This window comes from Citrobacter sp. CK180 (assembly GCF_030333655.1).
Classification (GTDB): Bacteria; Pseudomonadota; Gammaproteobacteria; order Enterobacterales; family Enterobacteriaceae; genus Citrobacter_B; species Citrobacter_B koseri.
The window spans coordinates 1-21,298 of sequence record NZ_JAOWFM010000054.1 but is presented as its reverse complement, the minus strand read 5'-3'; the positions used below and the strand labels follow the sequence as shown (position 1 = coordinate 21,298).

20 protein-coding genes and 1 pseudogene are annotated in these 21,298 nt (G+C 52.0%); 9 read left to right on the top strand and 12 right to left on the bottom strand.

Going from position 1 to position 21,298, the window contains the following annotated elements; genetic code table 11:
* Nucleotides 1-54: 54 nt before the first annotated feature.
* The 5 genes from ftsI2 to mgrB form a co-directional block, all read right to left on the bottom strand.
* Nucleotides 55-1,800, bottom strand: coding sequence for a peptidoglycan DD-transpeptidase FtsI2/PBP3(PARA) (gene ftsI2, locus OGV50_RS16930; RefSeq protein ID WP_219936954.1), 1,746 nt, complete (start codon nt 1,798-1,800; stop codon nt 55-57).
* Between the two features lie 219 nt (nt 1,801-2,019).
* Nucleotides 2,020-2,229, bottom strand: coding sequence for a transcription antiterminator/RNA stability regulator CspE (gene cspE / locus OGV50_RS16925; RefSeq protein ID WP_001062678.1), 210 nt, complete (start codon nt 2,227-2,229; stop codon nt 2,020-2,022).
* Nucleotides 2,230-2,241: 12 nt separating this feature from the next.
* Nucleotides 2,242-2,385, bottom strand: coding sequence for a DUF2627 domain-containing protein (locus OGV50_RS16920; protein ID WP_001537930.1), 144 nt, complete (start codon nt 2,383-2,385; stop codon nt 2,242-2,244).
* 663 nt (nt 2,386-3,048) lie between these two features.
* Nucleotides 3,049-3,336 (bottom strand): YebO family protein, encoded by a 288-nt coding sequence (locus tag OGV50_RS16915; protein ID WP_012132046.1) that lies wholly within the window; start codon nt 3,334-3,336, stop codon nt 3,049-3,051.
* Between the two features lie 74 nt (nt 3,337-3,410).
* Nucleotides 3,411-3,554 (bottom strand): PhoP/PhoQ regulatory lipoprotein MgrB, encoded by a 144-nt coding sequence (gene mgrB, locus OGV50_RS16910; RefSeq protein ID WP_024130265.1) that lies wholly within the window; start codon nt 3,552-3,554, stop codon nt 3,411-3,413.
* A 158-nt stretch (nt 3,555-3,712) separates the two neighbouring features.
* Here mgrB and OGV50_RS16905 point away from each other — a divergent pair, with 158 nt between their 5' ends.
* On the top strand, nt 3,713-3,952 hold the full coding sequence (locus OGV50_RS16905; RefSeq protein ID WP_024130264.1) for a YobH family protein: 240 nt from the start codon (nt 3,713-3,715) through the stop codon (nt 3,950-3,952).
* A 170-nt stretch (nt 3,953-4,122) separates the two neighbouring features.
* On the opposite strand, the gene kdgR is transcribed toward OGV50_RS16905, so the two are convergent.
* A complete protein-coding gene (kdgR, locus tag OGV50_RS16900) occupies nt 4,123-4,914 on the bottom strand; it encodes a DNA-binding transcriptional regulator KdgR (protein ID WP_012132042.1) in 792 nt (263 codons plus the stop codon).
* A 177-nt stretch (nt 4,915-5,091) separates the two neighbouring features.
* Between kdgR and OGV50_RS16895 the strand changes: the two genes are divergently transcribed.
* Nucleotides 5,092-6,465, top strand: coding sequence for an MFS transporter (locus OGV50_RS16895; RefSeq protein ID WP_047463223.1), 1,374 nt, complete (start codon nt 5,092-5,094; stop codon nt 6,463-6,465).
* A gap of 50 nt (nt 6,466-6,515) precedes the next feature.
* Here the strand turns inward: OGV50_RS16895 and htpX are convergent, their stop codons facing one another.
* The 4 genes from htpX to msrC form a co-directional block, all read right to left on the bottom strand.
* Nucleotides 6,516-7,397 (bottom strand): protease HtpX, encoded by an 882-nt coding sequence (gene htpX / locus OGV50_RS16890; protein WP_012132039.1) that lies wholly within the window; start codon nt 7,395-7,397, stop codon nt 6,516-6,518.
* Between the two features lie 191 nt (nt 7,398-7,588).
* Nucleotides 7,589-9,637, bottom strand: coding sequence for a carboxy terminal-processing peptidase (gene prc / locus OGV50_RS16885; protein ID WP_012132038.1), 2,049 nt, complete (start codon nt 9,635-9,637; stop codon nt 7,589-7,591).
* 19 nt (nt 9,638-9,656) lie between these two features.
* On the bottom strand, nt 9,657-10,343 hold the full coding sequence (gene proQ, locus OGV50_RS16880; protein ID WP_012132037.1) for an RNA chaperone ProQ: 687 nt from the start codon (nt 10,341-10,343) through the stop codon (nt 9,657-9,659).
* 97 nt (nt 10,344-10,440) lie between these two features.
* Nucleotides 10,441-10,938, bottom strand: a complete 498-nt coding sequence (gene msrC / locus OGV50_RS16875; RefSeq protein ID WP_012132036.1) for a free L-methionine (R)-S-oxide reductase MsrC — start codon at nt 10,936-10,938, stop codon at nt 10,441-10,443.
* 129 nt (nt 10,939-11,067) lie between these two features.
* Here msrC and yebS point away from each other — a divergent pair, with 129 nt between their 5' ends.
* The 5 genes from yebS to OGV50_RS16850 all read left to right on the top strand — a co-directional run bounded on the left by yebS (nt 11,068) and on the right by OGV50_RS16850 (nt 17,116).
* Nucleotides 11,068-12,351, top strand: a complete 1,284-nt coding sequence (yebS, locus tag OGV50_RS16870; protein ID WP_024130263.1) for a membrane integrity lipid transport subunit YebS — start codon at nt 11,068-11,070, stop codon at nt 12,349-12,351.
* Nucleotides 12,320-14,953, top strand: coding sequence for a PqiB family protein (locus OGV50_RS16865; RefSeq protein WP_115609228.1), 2,634 nt, complete (start codon nt 12,320-12,322; stop codon nt 14,951-14,953). Before yebS ends, OGV50_RS16865 begins: the two co-directional genes overlap by 32 nt.
* Before the next feature lie 76 nt (nt 14,954-15,029).
* The gene (gene rsmF / locus OGV50_RS16860) at nt 15,030-16,469 is read left to right on the top strand and encodes a 16S rRNA (cytosine(1407)-C(5))-methyltransferase RsmF (protein WP_286488645.1); all 1,440 of its coding nucleotides are present in this window, start codon (nt 15,030-15,032) and stop codon (nt 16,467-16,469) included.
* Between the two features lie 116 nt (nt 16,470-16,585).
* Nucleotides 16,586-16,822: a YebV family protein gene (locus OGV50_RS16855; protein WP_024130262.1), complete on the top strand. Its 237-nt coding sequence runs from the start codon at nt 16,586-16,588 to the stop codon at nt 16,820-16,822.
* 102 nt (nt 16,823-16,924) lie between these two features.
* On the top strand, nt 16,925-17,116 hold the full coding sequence (locus OGV50_RS16850) for a YdfD/YebW family protein (protein ID WP_012132031.1): 192 nt from the start codon (nt 16,925-16,927) through the stop codon (nt 17,114-17,116).
* Here the strand turns inward: OGV50_RS16850 and pphA are convergent, their stop codons facing one another.
* The gene (gene pphA / locus OGV50_RS16845) at nt 17,117-17,779 is read right to left on the bottom strand and encodes a protein-serine/threonine phosphatase (protein ID WP_047464032.1); all 663 of its coding nucleotides are present in this window, start codon (nt 17,777-17,779) and stop codon (nt 17,117-17,119) included.
* A gap of 248 nt (nt 17,780-18,027) precedes the next feature.
* Here pphA and OGV50_RS16840 point away from each other — a divergent pair, with 248 nt between their 5' ends.
* Entirely contained in the window at nt 18,028-20,115 is a 2,088-nt protein-coding gene (locus OGV50_RS16840; RefSeq protein WP_134769334.1) for a TonB-dependent receptor, read from the top strand.
* A gap of 369 nt (nt 20,116-20,484) precedes the next feature.
* Complete coding sequence (locus OGV50_RS16835) at nt 20,485-20,676, top strand: YlcI/YnfO family protein (RefSeq protein WP_012132027.1); 192 nt, start codon at nt 20,485-20,487, stop codon at nt 20,674-20,676.
* Nucleotides 20,677-20,866: 190 nt separating this feature from the next.
* Here the strand turns inward: OGV50_RS16835 and OGV50_RS16830 are convergent.
* Nucleotides 20,867-21,298 (bottom strand): annotated as a pseudogene (locus OGV50_RS16830) (IS5-like element IS5 family transposase); the annotation flags it as partial.

Genomic DNA, 21,298 nt, shown 5'->3' with positions numbered 1-21,298 from the left:
GGCCGGTAATTTTAGGGCGCAAGTGTAACGCGAATTGCGCCCCGGGAAAATAACTTACAGCGAGGGGGACGACAGGCGGTTGCCGTGCATCACTAACAGGTGGTCGGAGTCGGCGGGCATACCGTCCGGTTTAACGTTTTCCAGGCGCAGAACATCGCCCATAATCTGGCTGAACACCGGCGCCGACACCGCGCCGCCATAGTAAGATCCGTTTTGCGGATTGTTAATCACAACCACCAGCGCAAATTGCGGATCGCTGGCCGGAGCCACGCCCGCCGTATAGGCCACGTATTTATCGACATACTTACCGTCATCGCCGATTTTCTTCGCCGTACCGGTTTTTACCGCCACGCGATAATCTCTGACTGCGGCTTTGGTTCCTCCCCCGCCGGGGAGCGCGACGCTCTCCATCATATGCTCAACCTGATGCACCAGTTCGGCGGGCATCACACGCGTCCCCACAACGGGCGGATCGATACGCGTAATGGAAAGCGGTCGGTAGATACCAAAACTGCCGATGGTGGCATATACGTGCGCCAGCTGGAGCGGCGTCACCATCAGACCATACCCGAAGGCAAACGTCGCCCGATCCAGATCGCTCCAGTAACGACGCTGCGGCAGTAAGCCGCTGCTCTCCCCGGTGAGTCCCAGTCCCGTAGACTGCCCAAAGCCAAAGCCTTTATACGTATCCAGCAGTCGTTGAACCGGCATAGCGAGCGAGAGACGCGACACGCCGGTATCACTCGATTTTTGCAGGATTCCGGTCAAACTCAGCTCCGGGTAATACCCCACGTCACGAATCCGGTGGCCGTCAAGATTAAACGGATGCGTATCAATCACGCTGTCGGGCTGGACAATGCCCTGCTGAAGCGCCGTCATGATCACCAGCGGCTTGACCGTGGAACCCGGTTCAAAGGTATCGCTGATGGCACGGTTGCGAAAATCATCCAGCACGGCGCCTTCCCGGTTATTCGGATTAAAGTCCGGGAAGCTCGCCATCGACAGAATTTCCCCCGTCGCGATGTTGATCAGTACCGCCGCACCGGACTCCGCTTTGTTCCAGGTGACGGCGTTATCCAGCGCATCCTCCGTCACAGTCTGTAGACGTTCATCAATACTGAGCTGAAGCTCATGCGCCGGCACAGGATTTGTTTCGGTTATGTTCTCGATGACATGACCAAACTTATCTTTACGAACAAGGCGGGAACCGGGTTTCCCCGTCAGTTGGGTATTAAAACTTTTCTCAACCCCCTCAATCCCCTGCCCGTCAATGTTGGTAAAGCCAATCAGGTTGGCTGCCACATGCCCTGCCGGATAAAAACGCCGGGACTCTTCACGCAGATTAATGCCAGGAAGATTGAGCTTATCGATCCATTCGGCCTGCTGCGGCGAAATCTGGCGCGCCAGATAGATAAACCGCCCGGCAGGATTGCTGTTTACCCGCTCAGCCAGCGTAGCCAGTGAAAGATGCAGCGTTTGCGCCAGCGCCTGCCAGCGTTGGTTATACCCCACGCCGCCTTTACTGACGATCGTCTTCGGGTCGGCCCAGACCGCATTGACCGGCACGCTAACGGCTAACGGACGCCCTTCTCTGTCGGTAATCATGCCGCGTGGCGACGCCGTGGTGACCTCACGTAACGAACGCCTGTCCTCTTGTTTAACCAGATTTGTCGGCGTGATGATCTGTAACCACGCCACGCGTCCCAGCAATAACCCCATGCTCAGCAAAATCGCCACGCACAGCAGAGCAAAACGGATAGGAGCAAAATTACGCACGGCGCCGTCGCTTTTCTTTTTCACCTGGTCTCCAGCAAGGTCGTTTTTCAGGTGATTGATTTAACGGGAATTGACGAGGGAAAGCGGGAAAAACAATGCTACGAACATCGCGGCTTTGCAACAAAGCGCTAACAGGAGTGTATTCAGAAATATTTTGAAGGAACCTGAATTAAAAAGCCCCGCACTGGCGAGGCTTTATATCTGAGGTTGATGCGCCTTGGCGCTTCAAATCAGTGGTGTCGATCAGATAGCTGTTACGTTAACAGCAGCCGGACCTTTCTGGCCGTCCTGAATTTCGAACTCAACGTTCTGGCCTTCAGCCAGAGTTTTGAAGCCGTTACCCTGGATAGCGGAGAAGTGTACGAACACATCTTTGCTGCCATCAGCCGGAGTAATGAAGCCAAAACCTTTAGACTCGTTGAACCACTTAACTTGACCTTTAATCTTTGCCATTTGCAAAATTCCTTAGAGTGTTTTCTTCGCCCGCAGGCATAACATAGATAAAACTGAGACATTACTGCTTGAGGCACTAATATAAGGTTCGGCAGAGAAGCGGTATTCAACGTCAACGTGTTTACTCAGGACTTCTTTACTGAAAATGCCACACATAAACAGAACTGTACCTCGTTTAACCCAAAACGTGTTATCACATACAACGTTAATTATGGCAAGCCATTTTTAAACGTGTCTCGATCAGTCGCACAAATCCAGAGAGATATCAAAGATCAACTGCACAGTTATGCGGCACAGTTCCCGACGATATATTCTCGCTTCTCCAGGCGCCTTTCGACAGGCTTACGCCCGTACAGCGGCTTTTCTACCATAGCTCAATAACTTCGGTTGTTCCAGGTCATGCGTTGATCTTATCGATACGGTAAACAGATATCACTTTTTATGCTTTGTAATGCATAAATTGTCACAACGCAAAAAAACCAATATTGTTTAAAAATGCGAAGTATTCGACCATTTTTCATCCGTTTCACTGATAGCCAATACGTGCTTTGGTTGTGCACCAAAATAATGAAAGAATGATGACAATGCACAAAAAAAGTGAGAGAAACGTTTCGCTATTAATAAAAACGATCGCTATCACAAAAGCCACATAATCACATTATTAGCGTATGGATAAATATATTTAAGGAGAGATTAAGTTAAAGCATTAAATGATCAATGAAATAACAGACCTGGTATACACAGGGTTACATTAATGAAAACAGGATGGGCCTACCTGAAGGAATGGCTGGCAGACGCGCATCCTGTCTCTGCTTGTCGTTACCGTTCAGCGACCAGACGGATGATATCGTCATCCTCTTCCTGAGGTTTCGCTTCAGACTCGGCCTCAGCAACTTTTTCAGGCTCGTTAGCTTCGCACAGACGGCGTAGCAAGGCATTTTGCCGCTTTTGCTGATCCAGCAGCGCTTCAAGCAGCTCAATCTGCTCATTTGTTCTTGAACTTGCCCGGTTCACAAAAAACCACAGGACCAGCCCGACAATCAGAACCACCACCGATACAATCAAAGACGTAAAAGTCAGTACGCCAGAATTCAGAACTTCGTTCATGTTACCACCTCAATGTAGACGCCGTATTTTACCACTGCTACACGGGAAGGTAATCAACTGTTGTAAAAATGCTATCACCAGGGGATAAATTTATTGATGGCACAAATTCCGTTGAAAAATTGTACATCCTGATCGCACATTATGTTGAACACCTGCGCCCACAGCAGCAGACATACCAACGCAACAATAATCAGGATTACCCACCGAAACTTTTTCACTCCGCTCTCCGCATCCACATCTTATGCCATCAAATTACCACGCGTTATCTAAACCGGAACTAACTGGAGCGACATTATATACTTTTAGGAATGATACACTTGTTTCAGTGGGCGTTCAGGCTACCCTTATTCTAACCAAAAAAAGAAAAGAGGTAGTAATGCGTTTGATCATTCGCGCGATTGTTTTGATTGCTCTGGTATGGATTGGTTTATTGCTCAGTGGCTATGGGGTTCTGATTGGCAGCAAGGAGAACGCCGCCGGTCTGGGTCTGCAATGTCAATATCTGACCGCTCGCGGCACCAGTACAGCGCAATATGTCCATACTGACAGCGGCATCATTGGTCTGTCAGACTGTCCTGTATTCAGAAAAAGCGCCGTGGTGGTCGATAACGGCTAATCTGGCATCACATCCATTCATCTGCATAAATATCAGGCATAACGTGGTTATGCCTTTTTAATGCGTTTTTTAGCGGGAGAAACCACTCTCCCGCCCCTTTTCAGGGCAATAAAAAAGCCAGCAGGTATCTTCTACCGGCTGGCTTCTGAACGGCTCAGGGCGCGCTCGGCTCAGAATGGATAGTCGTTGTAACCCATCTGCTCAGAGATTTTACGCGCTGCCGTGTGCAGCATAGCGACATACTCATGCAGACGTTCTTCGGAGAAACGCAGCGTCGGGAACGAAATGCTCAGACCGGCGATCACCACGCCAAAACGGTCGAACACCGGCACGCCAATACAGCGCAGACCTTCTTCCTGCTCTTCGTTATCTTCGCCGTACCCCTGCTCGCGCACCTGATCCAGCATCGGCAGTAACGCCTCGGTGCTGGTAATCGTGCGCGCGGTGCTACGCTTGTACTCCACGCCATCCAGTATCTGTTTGACTTCATCACGATCACGCCATGCCAGCAGCACTTTACCGATTGCGGTGCTGTACAGTGGGTTACGGCGGCCAATGCGGGAATACATGCGCAAATTGTACATGGAGTCGATTTTATGAATGTAGACAATGCTGTCTTCATCCAGCGCACCGAGGTGAATTGTCTCTTTGGTCAGACGGGAAATTTCACGCATCTGAATATCAGCGCTACGGATCAGATCAACGTTTTGCAGCGCACGGGCGCCCAGCTCAAACAATTTCAGGGTCAGCGAATATTTTTCAGATTCACCTTCCTGCGCGACATAACCCAGCGTTTTCATCGTTTGTAAAAAGCGATAAACGGTGCTTTTTGACATCATGACACGTTGCGACAGCTCGGTGATCCCTATTTCGCGCTCTTCACCCAGCGCTTGCAGAATGCCAAAAACCTTCAGCACAGAAGAAACAGAATCAGGTTGTTTATCCAGATCTGCGATAGCCATTTATCACCTCATTGCGAGTGTTTTATAAAAATCAGAACCGGTTTTTATTATAATTTCACGTCATGGCGGTCGCAATCCATCTTTGCTTACTTAGTTACAAATCTGCGACATAACCCCGCGATATCAATGCTAAAATCATTACTCTGATCATAATCCCCCGAAAGATATTGACTCTCTATGGACAAAATCCAGGCCGATGGCCTGCCATTACCCCAGCGTTACGGCGCCATTTTAACCATCATTATTGGTATCTCGATGGCCGTGCTGGATGGCGCAATCGCGAATGTCGCGCTCCCTACCATTGCAACCGATCTCCAGGCGTCCGCCGCCCGATCGATCTGGGTTGTTAACGCCTACCAAATCGCGATCGTGGTTTCTCTCTTATCGCTCTCATTTCTGGGAGACATGTTCGGCTATCGACGCATCTATAAATACGGCCTGGTCATTTTCCTGTTTTCGTCGCTGTTCTGCGCGCTGTCGGACTCCCTGGAAATGCTGACGCTTGCACGCGTCGCGCAGGGGTTTGGCGGCGCCGCGCTGATGAGCGTGAACACGGCGCTGATCCGGCTTATCTATCCGCAACGCCACCTTGGGCGCGGAATGGGCATCAACTCCTTCATCGTCGCGGTGTCTTCGGCTGCGGGGCCGACCATTGCGGCAGCAATCCTGTCGATAGCGTCATGGAAATGGCTATTCCTGATTAACGTTCCGTTAGGCATTATCGCATTGCTGTTGGCTATGCGTTTCTTACCCCCAAACAGCGCTCGTAGCGCCAAACCGCGCTTCGACTTGCCCAGCGCAGTGATGAACGCCTTAACCTTCGGCTTGCTGATCACCGCTCTCAGCGGATTCGCACAGGGGCAACCTTTAACGCTGATTGGCGCAGAACTGGCGGTTATGCTTGTCGTCGGTTTCTTCTTCATTCGCCGCCAGCTCTCACTCCCGGTGCCTTTGTTACCGATTGACTTACTGCGTATTCCGCTCTTTTCTCTGTCGATCTGCACCAGTATTTGCTCTTTCTGCGCGCAGATGCTGGCGATGGTTTCCCTTCCCTTCTATCTGCAAACGGTATTGGGGCGTAGCGAAGTCGAGACCGGGTTATTGCTGACGCCCTGGCCGCTGGCGACAATGGTGATGGCGCCGCTGGCGGGCTATTTAATTGAACGGGTTCATGCCGGGCTGCTGGGCGCGTCAGGACTGATAATTATGGCCACAGGACTTTTTGCGCTGATGCTGCTGCCAGCCTCGCCGTCAGATATCAGTATCATCTGGCCGATGATCCTTTGCGGAGCCGGTTTTGGCTTATTCCAGTCGCCCAATAACCACACGATTATCACCTCTGCGCCACGCGATCGCAGCGGAGGGGCCAGCGGGATGCTGGGCACGGCGCGTCTTCTGGGCCAGAGTACCGGCGCGGCGCTGGTTGCGCTCATGTTGAATCAGTTTGCGGACAACGGTACGCATATTTCCCTGATGACGGCGGGCATCCTGGCGACCGTAGCCGCCATTATCAGCGGTTTGCGCATCACTCAACCCCGCTCCGTGGCGTAAAAAAAAGCGCATCATCTGATGCGCTTTTTTAGAATGCCAGGCATACCGCCTTACTTCAGGTACTCGCCGCTACGCAGCGCTTCAATACGCTTATCCAGCGGCGGGTGAGTCATGAACAACTCGCTCAGTGACTTCGACTTGCCGTTGATGCAGAACGCCATCATGCTGTTGGCTTCCTGCGGCTCATAGCTGGTTTTCAGGCGCTGCAACGCGGCAATCATCTTTTCACGACCGACAAGCTTCGCAGAACCGGCGTCCGCATGGAATTCACGGTGACGTGAGAACCACATGGTGATAATGCTTGCCAGTATTCCGAACACCAGTTCAAGAACCATCGCCACCGCGAAATAGATCATTGGGTTGCCGTTGCTGCTTTCACCCTCATCACGGTTTCCACCGAGGAAGCCCGCGGCGATCTGCGCGATAATACGCGAGATGAAGATCACAAAGGTGTTCACAACCCCCTGAATCAGCGTCATGGTGACCATATCGCCATTAGCGATGTGGCTGATCTCATGCGCGATAACGGCTTCGGCTTCATCCGGGCTCATGTTTTGCAGCAAGCCGGTGCTCACCGCAACCAGCGATGCATCACGGCGCGCGCCGGTCGCAAACGCGTTGATATCCGGCGCATGATAGATAGCCACCTGCGGCATAGCGATTCCGGCCTGACGCGCCTGCGTCGCCACCGTGTTCATCAGCCAGCGTTCTCTTTCATTACGCGGTTGCTCAATGACTTCCCCACCCACGGACTTTAACGCCATCCATTTGGACATCAGCAGCGAAATGAAGGAACCACCAAAACCAAACAGCAGCGCCATAATCAGCAAGCCTTGTACGCTGCTTGACTGTATCCCTGTCAGGCTCAGCACCAGCCCGAAAACGACCATCACGGCCAGGTTCGTCAGCAGGAAGAGCGCGATTCGCATCATAATTTTCTTTTAACCTCAACTTAACAAAACGCACTATGCGATACCCACATCGTATGGGTCTTGTGGCTATTTTCAAGCATCTGCGGGCGGTAAGTCACCAGAAAGACACAACTTTACATTTTGTTGCATAAGACTGACGGCTTAATGCGCTTGTTAAAAAAACAGGCACAATTTCTTGTGCCTGCTTGACGCTATTTGCTGGTTGCGGGTTGCTCCGCGGGCTTCTCTTTCTCAAGATGCGCCAGATCCAGCGCTATCCGTACCGTTTCATCCAGATACGGATCCGGCTCTTTATAATCCTTCGGCAGATCGTCCAGTTTCTTCAGAAGCGGCTTGCCTTCACGTTTAAACCGATCGTTGATACGCGCCAGACGCAGGGCATCGTCTTCGTTATTCTCTTTTTCGCGCTGGGCGAAATTGAGAGAAGCGATATTACGCTTATCTTTCATCGCGTTAAAACGGGCAATGTCCTTCAGGATGTACTGGAACTCAGGATCGTTCGCGATGCGCGCGTTATGCTCTTTCAGCAGTTCCGGGCCAAACGGCGTTAAATCATCTGACTTCACGTACGTTGCCGCATCAATGCTGTCCCACGGCAAGGCGTTGTCTTCAAACTTCTCGCCGGTTTCCGTCTCTTCATTCCCCGTCGGCATGACGATATCCGGCGTGACGCCTTTACGCTGCGTGCTGCCGCCGTTAACACGGTAGAATTTCTGAATGGTGTACTGCACGGAGCCCAGCGCAGGCCATTCAGGACGCAGCATCTGATCATAAATACGGTTCAGGGAGCGGTACTGCTGTACGGTGCCTTTACCGAAAGTCGGTTCACCAACAATCAATGCGCGCCCGTAATCCTGCATCGCCGCGGCAAAAATCTCCGACGCGGATGCGCTGAAGCGATCGACCAGTACCACCAGCGGGCCTTTGTAATACACCACGCCATCGGTATCGGCGTCTTCACGCACTTTACCGTTGTTGTCACGAACCTGAACAACCGGGCCAGACGGGATAAACAGACCGGACAGCGAAACCGCTTCGGTCAGCGCGCCGCCGCCGTTGGTGCGCAGATCGATAACAATGCTGCTCACGTTCTGTTTTTCCAGTTTCTGTAGCTGGACTTTGACGTCATCCGTCAGCCCCACATAGAACCCCGGAATATCCAGCACGCCGACTTTCTCTTTACCGACCGTTTTCACCGTCATTTTAACGGCGCGGTCTTCAAGACGAATGCGTTCGCGCGTCAGCGTAATGGTTCGCGTTTTCGTGCCCTTACCGGCAGGCAGAATTTCAAGACGAACTTTGCTGCCTTTTGGCCCTTTGATCAGCGCCACCACGTCATCAAGACGCCAGCCAATCACATCAACCATTCCTTTCCCCGTCTGGCCTACGCCTACAATGCGATCGCCTACGCTTATCGCCTTGCTTTTTGCCGCCGGGCCGCCGGCAACCATCGAGTTGATGACCGTGTAGTCATCGTCCATTTGCAGAACCGCGCCGATACCTTCCAGAGACAGGCTCATTTCAGTATTGAACTGTTCGGTATTTCGCGGAGAAAGGTAGTTAGTATGCGGGTCGATTTCGCGCGCAAATGCGGTCATCGCCAGTGAGAACACGTCTTCACTGTTGGTTTGCGCCAGACGGCGAATCGCAGATTTGTAACGACGCGTCAGCGTTTCGCGAATTTCTTTATCGTTCTTGCCCGTCAGCTTCAGGCTAAGTTCGTCGAATTTCACCTTGCCATCCCACAACGCGTTCAGCTCAGCCTCATTTTTCGGCCAGGGCGCTTTGCTGCGGTCAAGGTTAAACGTGTCGTTACCGGTGAAATCCATCGGGCGTTCCAGCACGCTTAACGCGTACTGATAACGTTCGAAACGGCGTTTTTGCGCCAGGTTATAGAGGTCATAGAAGACATCCAGTTTACCTGTACGCAGCTCATCGCCGAGGACAGTTTTGCTTTTCGCAAACTGCTCCACATCACTCGCCAGCAGCACATTGTGGCTGTAGTCGAGCAGATTAAGATAGCGATCGAAAATCTTTGCCGAAAACGCCTGATCCAGATTGAACTGACGATAGTGGGAACGTGTAAAACGCGAAGTCACGCGCTCACTCACGGTCGCATGCTGCGTTTCTTCCTTCAGAACGGGAATTTGATCGGCGCGCGTAATGTCATCGACGGCGAAGGACTGGCCTGCTATTGCAAGCAAGCCAGCTAACGCGGTAAGCCTAAAAAAAGTGTTCATGCCAGGCCTGGCCTCCGTTTCAGAACACCAGGTGTTCTGCGCGTACAATCAAAGACATACCCGAATTCAGCTGCACACGGACGCCATCTTTGGTGACTTCTAATACGGTGGCATCCATCGCATTGTTGCCTGCTTTCACCTTCAGTGACTGCCCTACCGTCAGCGCTGAAATATCAGACACCGGGGTATGCTGTTCTTCGCGTGGTGCGCGTGGTGCTTTAGCCGCCGGTTTTTCAGCGCGAGGAGTACGCGGAGTCGTCTCTTTACGACGTGGCGCAGGACGCGGTTTACGCTCACGGCGCGGAGCGTCTTCTTTTTCGCCTGCCGCAGCGGCAGCTTCGCGTTTTTTCGCCTGCTGTTCCGCACGTTGCGCCTGGACGCGTGCTTTCGCTTCTTCAAGCTGCTTACGCGCATGTTCAACGTGCTGCTCATCCAGCTCACCGCAAGGGTTGCCGTCGAGATCGACACGCGTTGCGCCCGGCTTAACGCCGTACAGGTAACGCCAGCTTGAAGTATAAAGACGTAAAGCGGAACGAAGTTGTGTCTTGCTGAGGTTCATTTCGCCCTCAACACGCTCTACCAGATCCTGAAAAATGCCAATTTTCAGCGGGCGCGCTTCGCCTTCCGCACTAAAACACTGTGGAAAACGTTCGGCCAGAAACGCGATAACTTCTTTACTGCTATTCAACTTAGGTTGATTTTCCATGAAATTTCCTGATTACAACGGACGTAGCCAACAAGCCGCAGGCATGAACAGGCGTCATTATAATGACGCCATCAGTAATTGCTACGTTATCCGTTGATTATCCTGCAACGGTCGCAAAGAATTTTTTGTAATCCGTCGTTGCAAGCACGGTTTCAAGCCGCGCGACAAGCTCACGCAGGCCTTGCTCATCCTCTTCGGTAAAGCGGCCAAATACCGTGCTATCAATGTCCAGCACGCCGATTATCTGATTGTCTACCGTCAGAGGCAGCACAATTTCAGCATTGCTGGCGCTATCGCAGGCGATGTGTCCGTCAAACGCATGAACGTCCTCGATGCGCTGCACCTGGTTCTGCGCGACCGCCGTACCACAGACGCCGCGTCCAACCGGGATCCGCACACAGGCGAGTTTCCCCTGGAACGGCCCCAGCACCAGCGTGTCGTTTTCCAGCAGATAGAACCCCGCCCAGTTGACGCCCGAAAGGCGCTCAAACAGCAGCGCGCTGGTATTTGCCAGGGTAGCGAGAAAACTGGTTTCACCTGCCATTACTGCCTGAAAGTCGCGGTTAAGATCCGCGTATAGCTCTGTTTTGCTCATTATATAGTCACTTAGTTGTCTTACTCTAAAACTACAGCCTATTAAAATAAGCATTAAATGCGTTAATGCTCAAGATCATTCCCGTCATGAGTTAAGATTACATTAATCTAACACTTTGATTCACGATACATGGCCCTGAACACCCCGCGACTCACGCCAACAAAGAGAATAACGGTCTGGTCTATCAGTGAAGCGTTGCCCCGCGCCCATTATCAGCGCTGTCCCCAATGCGACATGCTGTTTAGCCTGCCGAAAATGCAATCGCACCAGAGCGCATATTGCCCGCGTTGCCAGGCCAAAATTCGCGATGGACGTGACTGGTCACTGACGCGTCTGGCGGCGCTGGCCGTTACGATGCTGCTGCTGATGCCCTTTGCCTGGGGCGAACCGCTATTGCGTATCTGGCTGTTAGGGGTGCGTATTGACGCCAACGTGATGCAGGGCATCTGGCAGATGACCAGGCAAGGCGATCCGCTTACGGCCGCCATGGTGCTCTTTTGCGTGGCGGGCGCGCCGTTAATTCTGGTCACCGCCATCGCTTATCTATGGTTCGGTAATATTCTCGGCATGAATCTGCGTCCGGTATTGCTGATGCTGGAGAGGCTCAAAGAGTGGGTGATGCTCGACATTTATCTGGTCGGTATCGGGGTCGCCTCGATCAAAGTGCAGGATTACGCCTTCCTGCAACCCGGCCTGGGGCTTTACGCCTTTGTGGCGCTGGTGATCCTCAGTATTCTGACGCTGTCGCATCTCAATGTGGAGCAACTCTGGGAGCGCTTTTACCCACAACGCCCCGCCCGACGCCCGGACGAAAAACTTCGCGTCTGTCTCGGATGCCACTTCACCGGTTATCCTGACTCACGGGGACGTTGCCCCCGTTGCCATATCCCGCTACGCCTGCGCAGAAATCAGAGCATACAGAAATGCTGGGCGGCGCTGCTGGCCTCTGTCGTCCTGCTGCTGCCCGCAAACCTGATGCCGATATCCATTATTTATGTGAATGGCGGGCGTCAGGAGGACACGATTTTGTCGGGCATTATGTCACTGGCGAACAGCAATATCGCCGTGGCGGCCGTGGTCTTTATCGCCAGTATTCTGGTGCCATTTACCAAAGTTATTGTGATGTTTACACTGCTGCTCAGCATCCATTTCAAATGTGAGCAAGGGCTGCGTACGCGCATCCTGTTACTGCGGATGGTGACCTGGATCGGCCGTTGGTCCATGCTGGATCTCTTTGTTATTTCGTTAACGATGTCGCTGATTAATCGCGATCAGATACTCGCTTTTACTATGGGACCGGCTGCGTTTTATTTCGGCGCAGCGGTAATATTGACTATTCTTGCAGTGGAATGGCTGGATAGCCGCTTACTTTGGGATGCACATGAGTCAGGAAACGCCTGCTTCGCCGACTGAAGCGCAGATAAAAACAAAACGTCGTATTTCCCCTTTTTGGCTGCTGCCGTTTATCGCGTTGATGATCGCAGGCTGGCTGATTTGGGGAAGTTATGAAGATCGCGGCAACACCGTGACGATCGACTTTATGTCGGCGGATGGCATTGTTCCGGGCCGGACGCCAGTGCGCTATCAGGGCGTTGAAGTGGGTACGGTGCAGGACATCAGCCTGAGTAAAGACCTGCGCAAGATAGAAGTGCGCGTCAGTATTAAGTCAAACATGAAAGATGCCTTGCGCGAGGAGACCCAGTTCTGGCTGGTGACGCCAAAAGCGTCGCTGGCGGGCGTTTCGGGTCTGGACGCGCTGGTCGGCGGGAACTATATCGGCATGATGCCCGGCAAAGGAGCCGAGAAAGATCACTTTGTCGCGCTTGATACCCAGCCGAAATACCGTCTGGACAACGGCGACCTGATGATCCATCTTCACGCGCCTGACCTCGGCTCTCTTAACAGCGGGTCGCTGGTCTATTTCCGCAAAATTCCGGTGGGTCGGGTATATGACTATGCCATCAATCCCAACAAACAGGGCGTCACCATTGACGTACTGATTGAGCGTCGCTTCACCAGCCTGGTGAAAAAAGGCAGCCGTTTCTGGAATGTCTCCGGCGTCAATGCGGATGTCAGCCTTAGCGGCGCGAAGGTGAAGCTGGAGAGTCTGGCGGCGCTGGTAAATGGCGCAATCGCGTTTGACTCGCCCGACGATTCGCAGCCTGCAACCGCAGATGACGCATTTGGCCTCTACGAAGATTTAGCCCATAGCCAGCGCGGCGTCATCGTCAAACTTGAACTTCCCGGCGGCGACGGCCTGAAAGCCGACTCCACGCCGCTGATGTATCAGGGGCTTGAAGTGGGCGAGCTCACCAAATTAACGCTCAACCCCGGCGGGAAAGTCACGGGCGAAATGACGGTTGACCCCAGCGTGGTAACACTCCTGCGTGATAAGACGCGTATTGAGCTGCGCAGTCCAAAGCTGTCGCTGAGCGATGCCAGTATCAGTTCGCTTTTGACCGGCAAAACGTTTGAACTGGTACCAGGCGAAGGCGAACCGCGCAGTGAATTCGTCGTGGTGCCTGGCGAAGAAGCCCTGCTCCATGAACCAAATGCGCTGACGTTAACCCTGACCGCCCCGGAAAGCTACGGTATTGACGCCGGTCAACCGCTGGTTCTGCATGGCGTGCAGGTGGGCCAGGTCATTGAACGTAAGTTATCCAGTAAAGGCGTTGCGTTCACGGTGGCTATCGATCCGCAACATCGCGCCCTGATTCAGGGTGACAGCAAATTTGTGGTCAACAGTCGCGTGGATATCAAAGTCGGTCTCGACGGCGTGGAGTTTCTCGGCGCCAGCGCCAGCGAGTGGGTGAGCGGCGGCATTCGTATTTTGCCCGGCACAAAAGGCGAAATGAAATCCAGCTACCCGCTGTACGCCAATCTGGAAAAGGCCGTGGAAAACAGCCTCAGCGACCTCCCCACGACCACGGTGAGCCTCACTGCTGAAACGCTCCCGGATGTACAAACGGGGTCAGTGGTGCTGTACCGTAAGTTTGAGGTAGGTGAAGTAATCACCGTGCGCCCACGCGCTAACGCCTTTGATATCGATCTGCATATCAAACCGGAATACCGCAACCTGTTAACCAGCAACAGCGTATTCTGGGCGGAAGGCGGGGCGAAGGTACAGCTTAACGGCAGCGGCCTGACCGTGCAGGCCTCTCCCCTGTCGCGTGCGCTGAAAGGCGCTATCAGTTTCGATAACCTGAGCGGCGCAAGCGCCAGCCAGCGTAAAGGCGACAAACGAATACTCTACGCCTCGGAAACCGCCGCCCGCGCGGTGGGTGGGCAAATCACCCTGCACGCCTTTGACGCCGGTAAACTCGCGGCGGGTATGCCGATTCGTTATCTCGGCATCGACATCGGCCAGATCCAGACGCTGGAGCTGATTACCGCGCGCAATGAGGTTCAGGCGAAAGCGGTGCTCTACCCGGAGTATGTCCAGACCTTTGCCCGAAGCGGTACGCGTTTCTCGGTGATCACGCCGCAAATCTCCGCCGCGGGCGTGGAGCATCTCGATACGATTTTGCAGCCCTACATTAACGTGGAGCCCGGACGCGGCAATCCGCGTCGTGATTTCGAATTGCAGGAAGCAACCATTTCCGACTCGCGCTATCTCGATGGTCTGAGCATCGTCGTGGAAGCTCCTGAGGCAGGTTCGCTGAACATCGGCACGCCAGTGCTGTTCAGAGGTATCGAAGTGGGCACGGTAACGGGCATGACGCTGGGTTCGCTGTCTGACCGCGTGATGATTGCCATGCGCATCAGCCAGCGTTATCAGCATCTGGTGCGTAATAACTCCGTCTTCTGGCTGGCCTCCGGCTACAGTCTGGACTTTGGCCTGACCGGCGGCGTGGTGAAAACCGGCACCTTCAATCAATTCATTCGCGGCGGCATCGCGTTTGCAACCCCGCCAGGGACGCCGCTGGCGCCGAAAGCACAGGCGGGTAAACACTTCCTGCTGCTGGAAAGTGAACCGAAAGAGTGGCGCGAATGGGGCACCGCCCTGCCACGTTAACTCCCCCGCTCCGGCGTGCTCGCGCCGGAGCATTTATGCTACACTGCGCGCCTGTTTTATTGCTGGTGGTACCCAAGTGGCTCAACACGCTGTTTATTTCCCTGATGCCTTTCTGACGCAAATGCGCGAAGCGATGCCTTCGACACTCTCTTTTGACGATTTCCTCGCCGCCTGCCAGCGCCCGTTACGCCGCAGCATTCGCGTGAATACGCTAAAAATTTCTGTGACCGACTTTCTTGCCCTGACGGCGCTCTATGGCTGGTCGCTGACGCCTGTTCCCTGGTGCGAGGAAGGCTTCTGGATCGAACGCGATGATGAAGAATCGTTGCCGCTGGGCAGCACCGCCGAACATCTGAGCGGCCTGTTTTATATTCAGGAAGCCAGCTCAATGTTGCCGGTCGCCGCGCTGTTTGCTGAAGGGAATACACCGGAACGCATTATGGATGTTGCTGCCGCACCGGGTTCGAAAACCACCCAGATTGCCGCGCGGATGAATAATCAGGGCGCCATTCTGGCGAATGAATTCTCCGCCAGCCGGGTCAAAGTGCTGCACGCCAACATCAGCCGCTGTGGGATCAGTAATGTTGCCCTGACCCATTTTGATGGCCGCGTCTTCGGCGCCGCGCTCCCGGAGACATTCGACGCTATCTTGCTGGACGCGCCCTGTTCAGGTGAAGGCGTGGTGCGCAAAGATCCCGATGCGCTTAAAAACTGGTCTGTCGAAAGCAACCTGGATATTGCCGCCACACAGCGGGAACTTATCGACAGCGCATTTCACGCTCTGCGCCCTGGCGGTACGCTGGTCTACTCCACCTGCACGCTAAATCGCGAGGAGAATGAGTCCGTCTGCTTGTGGCTGAAAGAGACCTACCCGGAAGCGGTTGAATTTTTGCCTTTAGGCGATCTGTTCCCGGGGGCGGAGCGTGCGCTGACGGCAGAGGGTTTTTTACACGTTTTCCCGCAGATTTACGACTGCGAAGGTTTCTTTGTCGCCCGTTTGCGTAAAACCGCAGCCATTCCCCCGCTTCCCGCGCCTGGCTATAAGGTCGGCAAGTTTCCGTTCGCGCCGATGAAGGGGCGTGAGGCGACGCAAATCACTCAGGCGGCTAACACCAGTGGACTTCAGTGGGGAGAAAACCTGCACCTCTGGCAGCGAGATAAAGAGGTGTGGTTATTCCCGGCAGAGATTGAAGCGCTGATCGGAAAAGTCCGCTTTTCCCGCCTGGGCATAAAACTGGCGGAAAGCCATAATAAAGGTTATCGCTGGCAGCATGAAGCGGTAATCGCCCTCGCCGATCCACATCATGCCAACGCATTCGAGCTGTCTCATCAGGAGGCGGAAGAGTGGTATCGGGGGCGGGATATCTACCCGCAAACCGCGCCGTCTGCCGATGATGTGCTGGTCACGTTCCAGCATCAGCCCATTGGTCTGGCGAAACGGATTGGTTCCCGGTTGAAGAACAGTTACCCACGCGAACTGGTTCGCGATGGCAAACTCTTTACTGGTAACGACTGAAAGCGGTCAAAAATAGCGCACTTTTTTACTGGCGCTTTTGCTGAAGTTGGCTACGCTGAAATTTGGGCGATCAAACTGGTCGTACCACAATCAGCGAACTAACGGAGAGCACGATGATGAAAACCAGTGTGCGCATTGGCGCTTTTGAAATCGACGATGCCGAGTTACATGGCGAATCGCCGGGGGACCGAACGTTAAGCATTCCCTGTAAATCCGACCCAGATTTATGTATGCAACTGGATGCCTGGGATGATGAAACCAGCATTCCCGCCATTTTAAACGGAGAGCACTCTGTTCTATTCCGCACCCGTTACGATCGTAAGTCCGATGCCTGGGTCATGCGTCTTGCCTGACTCAAAAAGAACCCGTCGCCAGACGGGTTATTTATTTCGCCCTTTCCCCCTTGCGACAACCTCTCCTACACTATCGATACGGCAGGACAATTTGAGGATGGAATGTTCGCACTGGTACTTTTTGTTTGCTACCTGGACGGCGGCTGTGAGGACATTGTGGTGGATATCTACAATACTGAGCAGCAGTGCCTGTATTCGATGGACGACCAGCGGATTCGTCACGGCGGCTGTTTTCCGGTCGAAGACTTTATTGACGGCTTCTGGCTACCCGCTCGCCAGTACAGTGATTTTTAATTACTGAAGTTGAACCAACGTTAGTTCCCCGCCAAATACCGCGCCGGTATCAATATAGTGCAAATTATCGATATCAACGCGATGACGCAGCGGCGTATGACCAAACCAGAAGTGATCGGCCCCGGCAATGCCGTTTCCCTGACCCGCATGCCGCTCGCTCAACCGGGAACGACGCCATAGCACCTGGTGTAAATCCACCTCTTTTTGCCAGGCATAGACCTGATGCGGATAATCAGCATGCGCCACAACATGCATGCCGTTCTGGCAGTGCAATTCCAGAATCCAGGGTAAACGCTGACAGTCGTCGAGCGCTTTTCTTGCCAGGCGCTGCTGGTTTGCCGACAATGCGGCATACCAGTCGCCGCCGTTCATAAACCATAACGACAACTGCGAAGCGGCCAGCGCGTCTAACGCCATCTGCTCGTGATTCCCTCTGACGGCGACCACCCACCGTTTGTGCAGAAGTTCCAGACACCGCAAGCTGTCAGGCCCACGGTCGATCACATCCCCCACCGACACCAGCAGATCCTGCCACGGATCAAACCGACACTGTCGTAGTTTCTCCATCAACTGCGAAAAACAGCCGTGGAGGTCGCCGACAATCCAGACATGTCGCCACTGACTCCCCTCAATTTTCTGATAGACGTTTTCCGGCTGTTTCATTGGTTCACCATCAGTAAAAATGAACCTGACATACTTAACCATAGCAGGAAATCTTCAGTCGCAGGCCGCCTCTCCTGAGACAATTAATTATTTTTATAGCAATAATTTAACCTGCAATAATTCTTGTTGATTTCAATAAAATCATATAAATGCCAACTTATGTAAAAGTGTAATGATAATTATTTTTATTATCATTTTCATGCATTATCTTATTGACTTTGCTTTTTTTTAACAAAGGAAGTTCGATAATGCGTATTAAACCTCTCGCTTCACTTGTCTTATCTTGTCTGGGCGCCACAAGTTTTAATGTTTTTGCCGAAGATGTTATGGTCGTCACCGCATCGGGATACGAGAAAAAAATCACCAATGCGGCAGCCAGTGTTTCTGTTATTTCACAACAAGAATTACAGACCAATAAATATAATGATCTTGGCGATGCTCTCAGGGCCGTTGAGGGAGTGGACGTTGAAAGCAGTACCGGAAAAACAGGGGGGCTTGAAATAAGTATTCGTGGGATGCCTGCCAGTTATACCCTTATTCTTATTGACGGTATTCGTCAGAATGGAACATCGGATGTAACACCGAATGGCTTTTCTGCAATGAATACCAGTTTTATGCCTCCACTTTCAGCCATTGAACGTATAGAGGTTATACGCGGGCCCATGTCTACACTTTATGGGTCAGACGCCATTGGCGGCGTGGTGAATATTATTACCAAAAAAAGCACCGATAAGTGGAGCACGGCCATTAATACGGGAGTGAACCTACAGGAAAGTAATAAGTGGGGAAACAGCACAACCGCAAATTTCTGGTCAAGCGGTCCCCTGGTGCCTGGCTCGCTGGATATGCAGGTTCGTGGAAGCACAACCCAGCGACAAGGCTCCAGCATTACATCACTGAGCGACACCGCAGAAACACGCGTTCCTTATCCCACTGAGTCGCAAAACTACAACATCGGCGCGAGATTTGACTGGAAAGCCAGCGCAAACAATACGCTATGGATGGATCTCGACACATCCAGACAGCGTTATGATAACAGCGACGGTCAGCTTGGTAGCCTCACGGGCGGATATGATAAAACGCTCCGCTATGAGCGCAATAAAGTGACGTTAGGACATGACACCGCCTTAACGTTTGGTACATGGAAATCGTCTCTTAACTGGAATGAGACAGAAAACAAAGGACGGCAGTTGGTTTCCTCCGCTCTGACGCCCGATCAAGCCTGGAGAGCGGGTGACGATCGTGAACTGAAAAATACCAATGTTATTCTCAACTCGGTGCTTCTCACGCCGCTGGGAGAATCACATTTACTGACGGTGGGTGGCGAATACTGGGACGCACGAATGAAAGATGGTGTCGTTCTGGCCAGTTCAGGTGAAAAGTTCCATCAAAAAAGCTGGGCGACTTACCTTGAAGATGAGTGGCATATCCTGGATTCTCTGGCGTTTACCGTAGGGAGTCGCTATGAACATAACGACGTATTCGGCGGTCATTTCAGTCCTCGTGGCTATCTGGTCTGGGATATGACAGATGAATGGACGCTCAAAGGGGGAATCACAACCGGTTATAAAGCGCCTTCTCTTAGCCAGTTACATAACGGCATCAGCGGTGTTTCTGGTCAAGGAACAATCAATACCGTCGGTAATCCAGATTTAAAACCTGAAGAAAGCACCAGTTATGAAACCGGACTTTATTACGATAATAGCAATGGGTTCAATGCCAATATAACCGGATTCTACACTGAATATCGCAATAAAATTGTTTCTTATTCGATTGATGACAATACCAGTAGCTATACCAATAGCGGAAAAGCGCGTACCGATGGTGTCGAATTTGCAACATCGTTCCCGCTCTGGTTGGATAATTTGAGTCTGTCGCTCAACTATACCTATACTCAGAGCAAACAGAAAGATGGAGATAATAAAGGCGCACCACTCAGCTATACACCAAAACATATGGCAAATGCCCGCGTTAACTGGCAGGCGACAGATGATTTAAATACCTGGCTAAGCGCCCGCTATCGCGGTAAAGCGCCCCGCTTTACTCAGACCTATGACAATCTCAGTGCGGTACAGCAGAAAGTGTATGATGACAAAGGCGCAAATCTAAAAGCATGGACAGTGCTGGATATGGGATTATCTTATAAACTGACTAAAGATTTAACCCTGAATACCGCCGTCAATAACGTGCTGGATAAAGACTTTAGCGACGTCAAATTATATCAATCTGGCCGTTCCAGCACCTATGCCGGTGATTATTTCCAGACTGCGCAGTCAACGACCGGATACGTTATTCCTGGTCGCAACTACTGGATGTCTTTAAACTATCAGTTCTAATAATACAGCAAGCGTCCATACACTCCGTATGCGGCGCTTGCTTATCTTTTTGTGAGTATAAACAGCCCAAAAACACACGGATATTAATTAATAAATATCTACCCTCACAATATGAATTACCCAATAAAATCAATCTGATTATCATTATCGCACATCTTGAAAAGATTCCAGGCATTAAAAAATAGAGAATAGTCACTGAACAACCCCACTCTTCAATGTGGTATCGCTAAGGCATTCTTTGTTGCGACGCAATTCACAACCAGGAAACCTCGCCATCATCACCGTTGATTTCATTGATGTAAATCAATTCCCTTCATGCGTAGTTACGCGAAAGTAACAGTGATGTGAATTAGTTGCGAGAAGCACCTTATGTCGATAAAGAACTTTACAGGCAAAACAGTGATAAAAAACATCCGTTTTTCATACAGTTTGCTGAAACAAATAGAGCAAGTGATGGCGAAGGAAAAAACCAGCAATTTTTCTGCATGGGTAAAAGAAGCATGTCGTGAAAAAGCCCTGAATTCCAGTACGCCCAAAGACGTAAATAGAAACAAAAATTAACTCTTTATAGCTACGACCAAAATGAAAAGATGCTTATTTATTAGGGAAGGTGCGAATAAGTGGGGAAATTCTTCTCGGCTGACTCAGTCATTTCATTTCTTCATGTTTGAGCCGATTTTTTCTCCCGTAAATGCCTTGAATCAGCCTATTTAGACCGTTTCTTCGCCATTTAAGGCGTTATCCCCAGTTTTTAGTGAGATCTCTCCCACTGACGTATCATTTGGTCCGCCCGAAACAGGTTGGCCAGCGTGAATAACATCGCCAGTTGGTTATCGTTTTTCAGCAACCCCTTGTATCTGGCTTTCACGAAGCCGAACTGTCGCTTGATGATGCGAAATGGGTGCTCCACCTTGGCCCGGATGCTGGCTTTCATGTATTCGATGTTGATGGCCGTTTTGTTCTTGCGTGGATGCTGTTTCAAGGTTCTTACCTTGCCGGGGCGCTCGGCGATCAGCCAGTCCACATCCACCTCGGCCAGCTCCTCGCGCTGTGGCGCCCCTTGGTAGCCGGCATCGGCTGAGACAAATTGCTCCTCTCCATGCAGCAGATTACCCAGCTGATTGAGGTCATGCTCGTTGGCCGCGGTGGTGACTAGGCTGTGGGTCAGGCCACTCTTGGCATC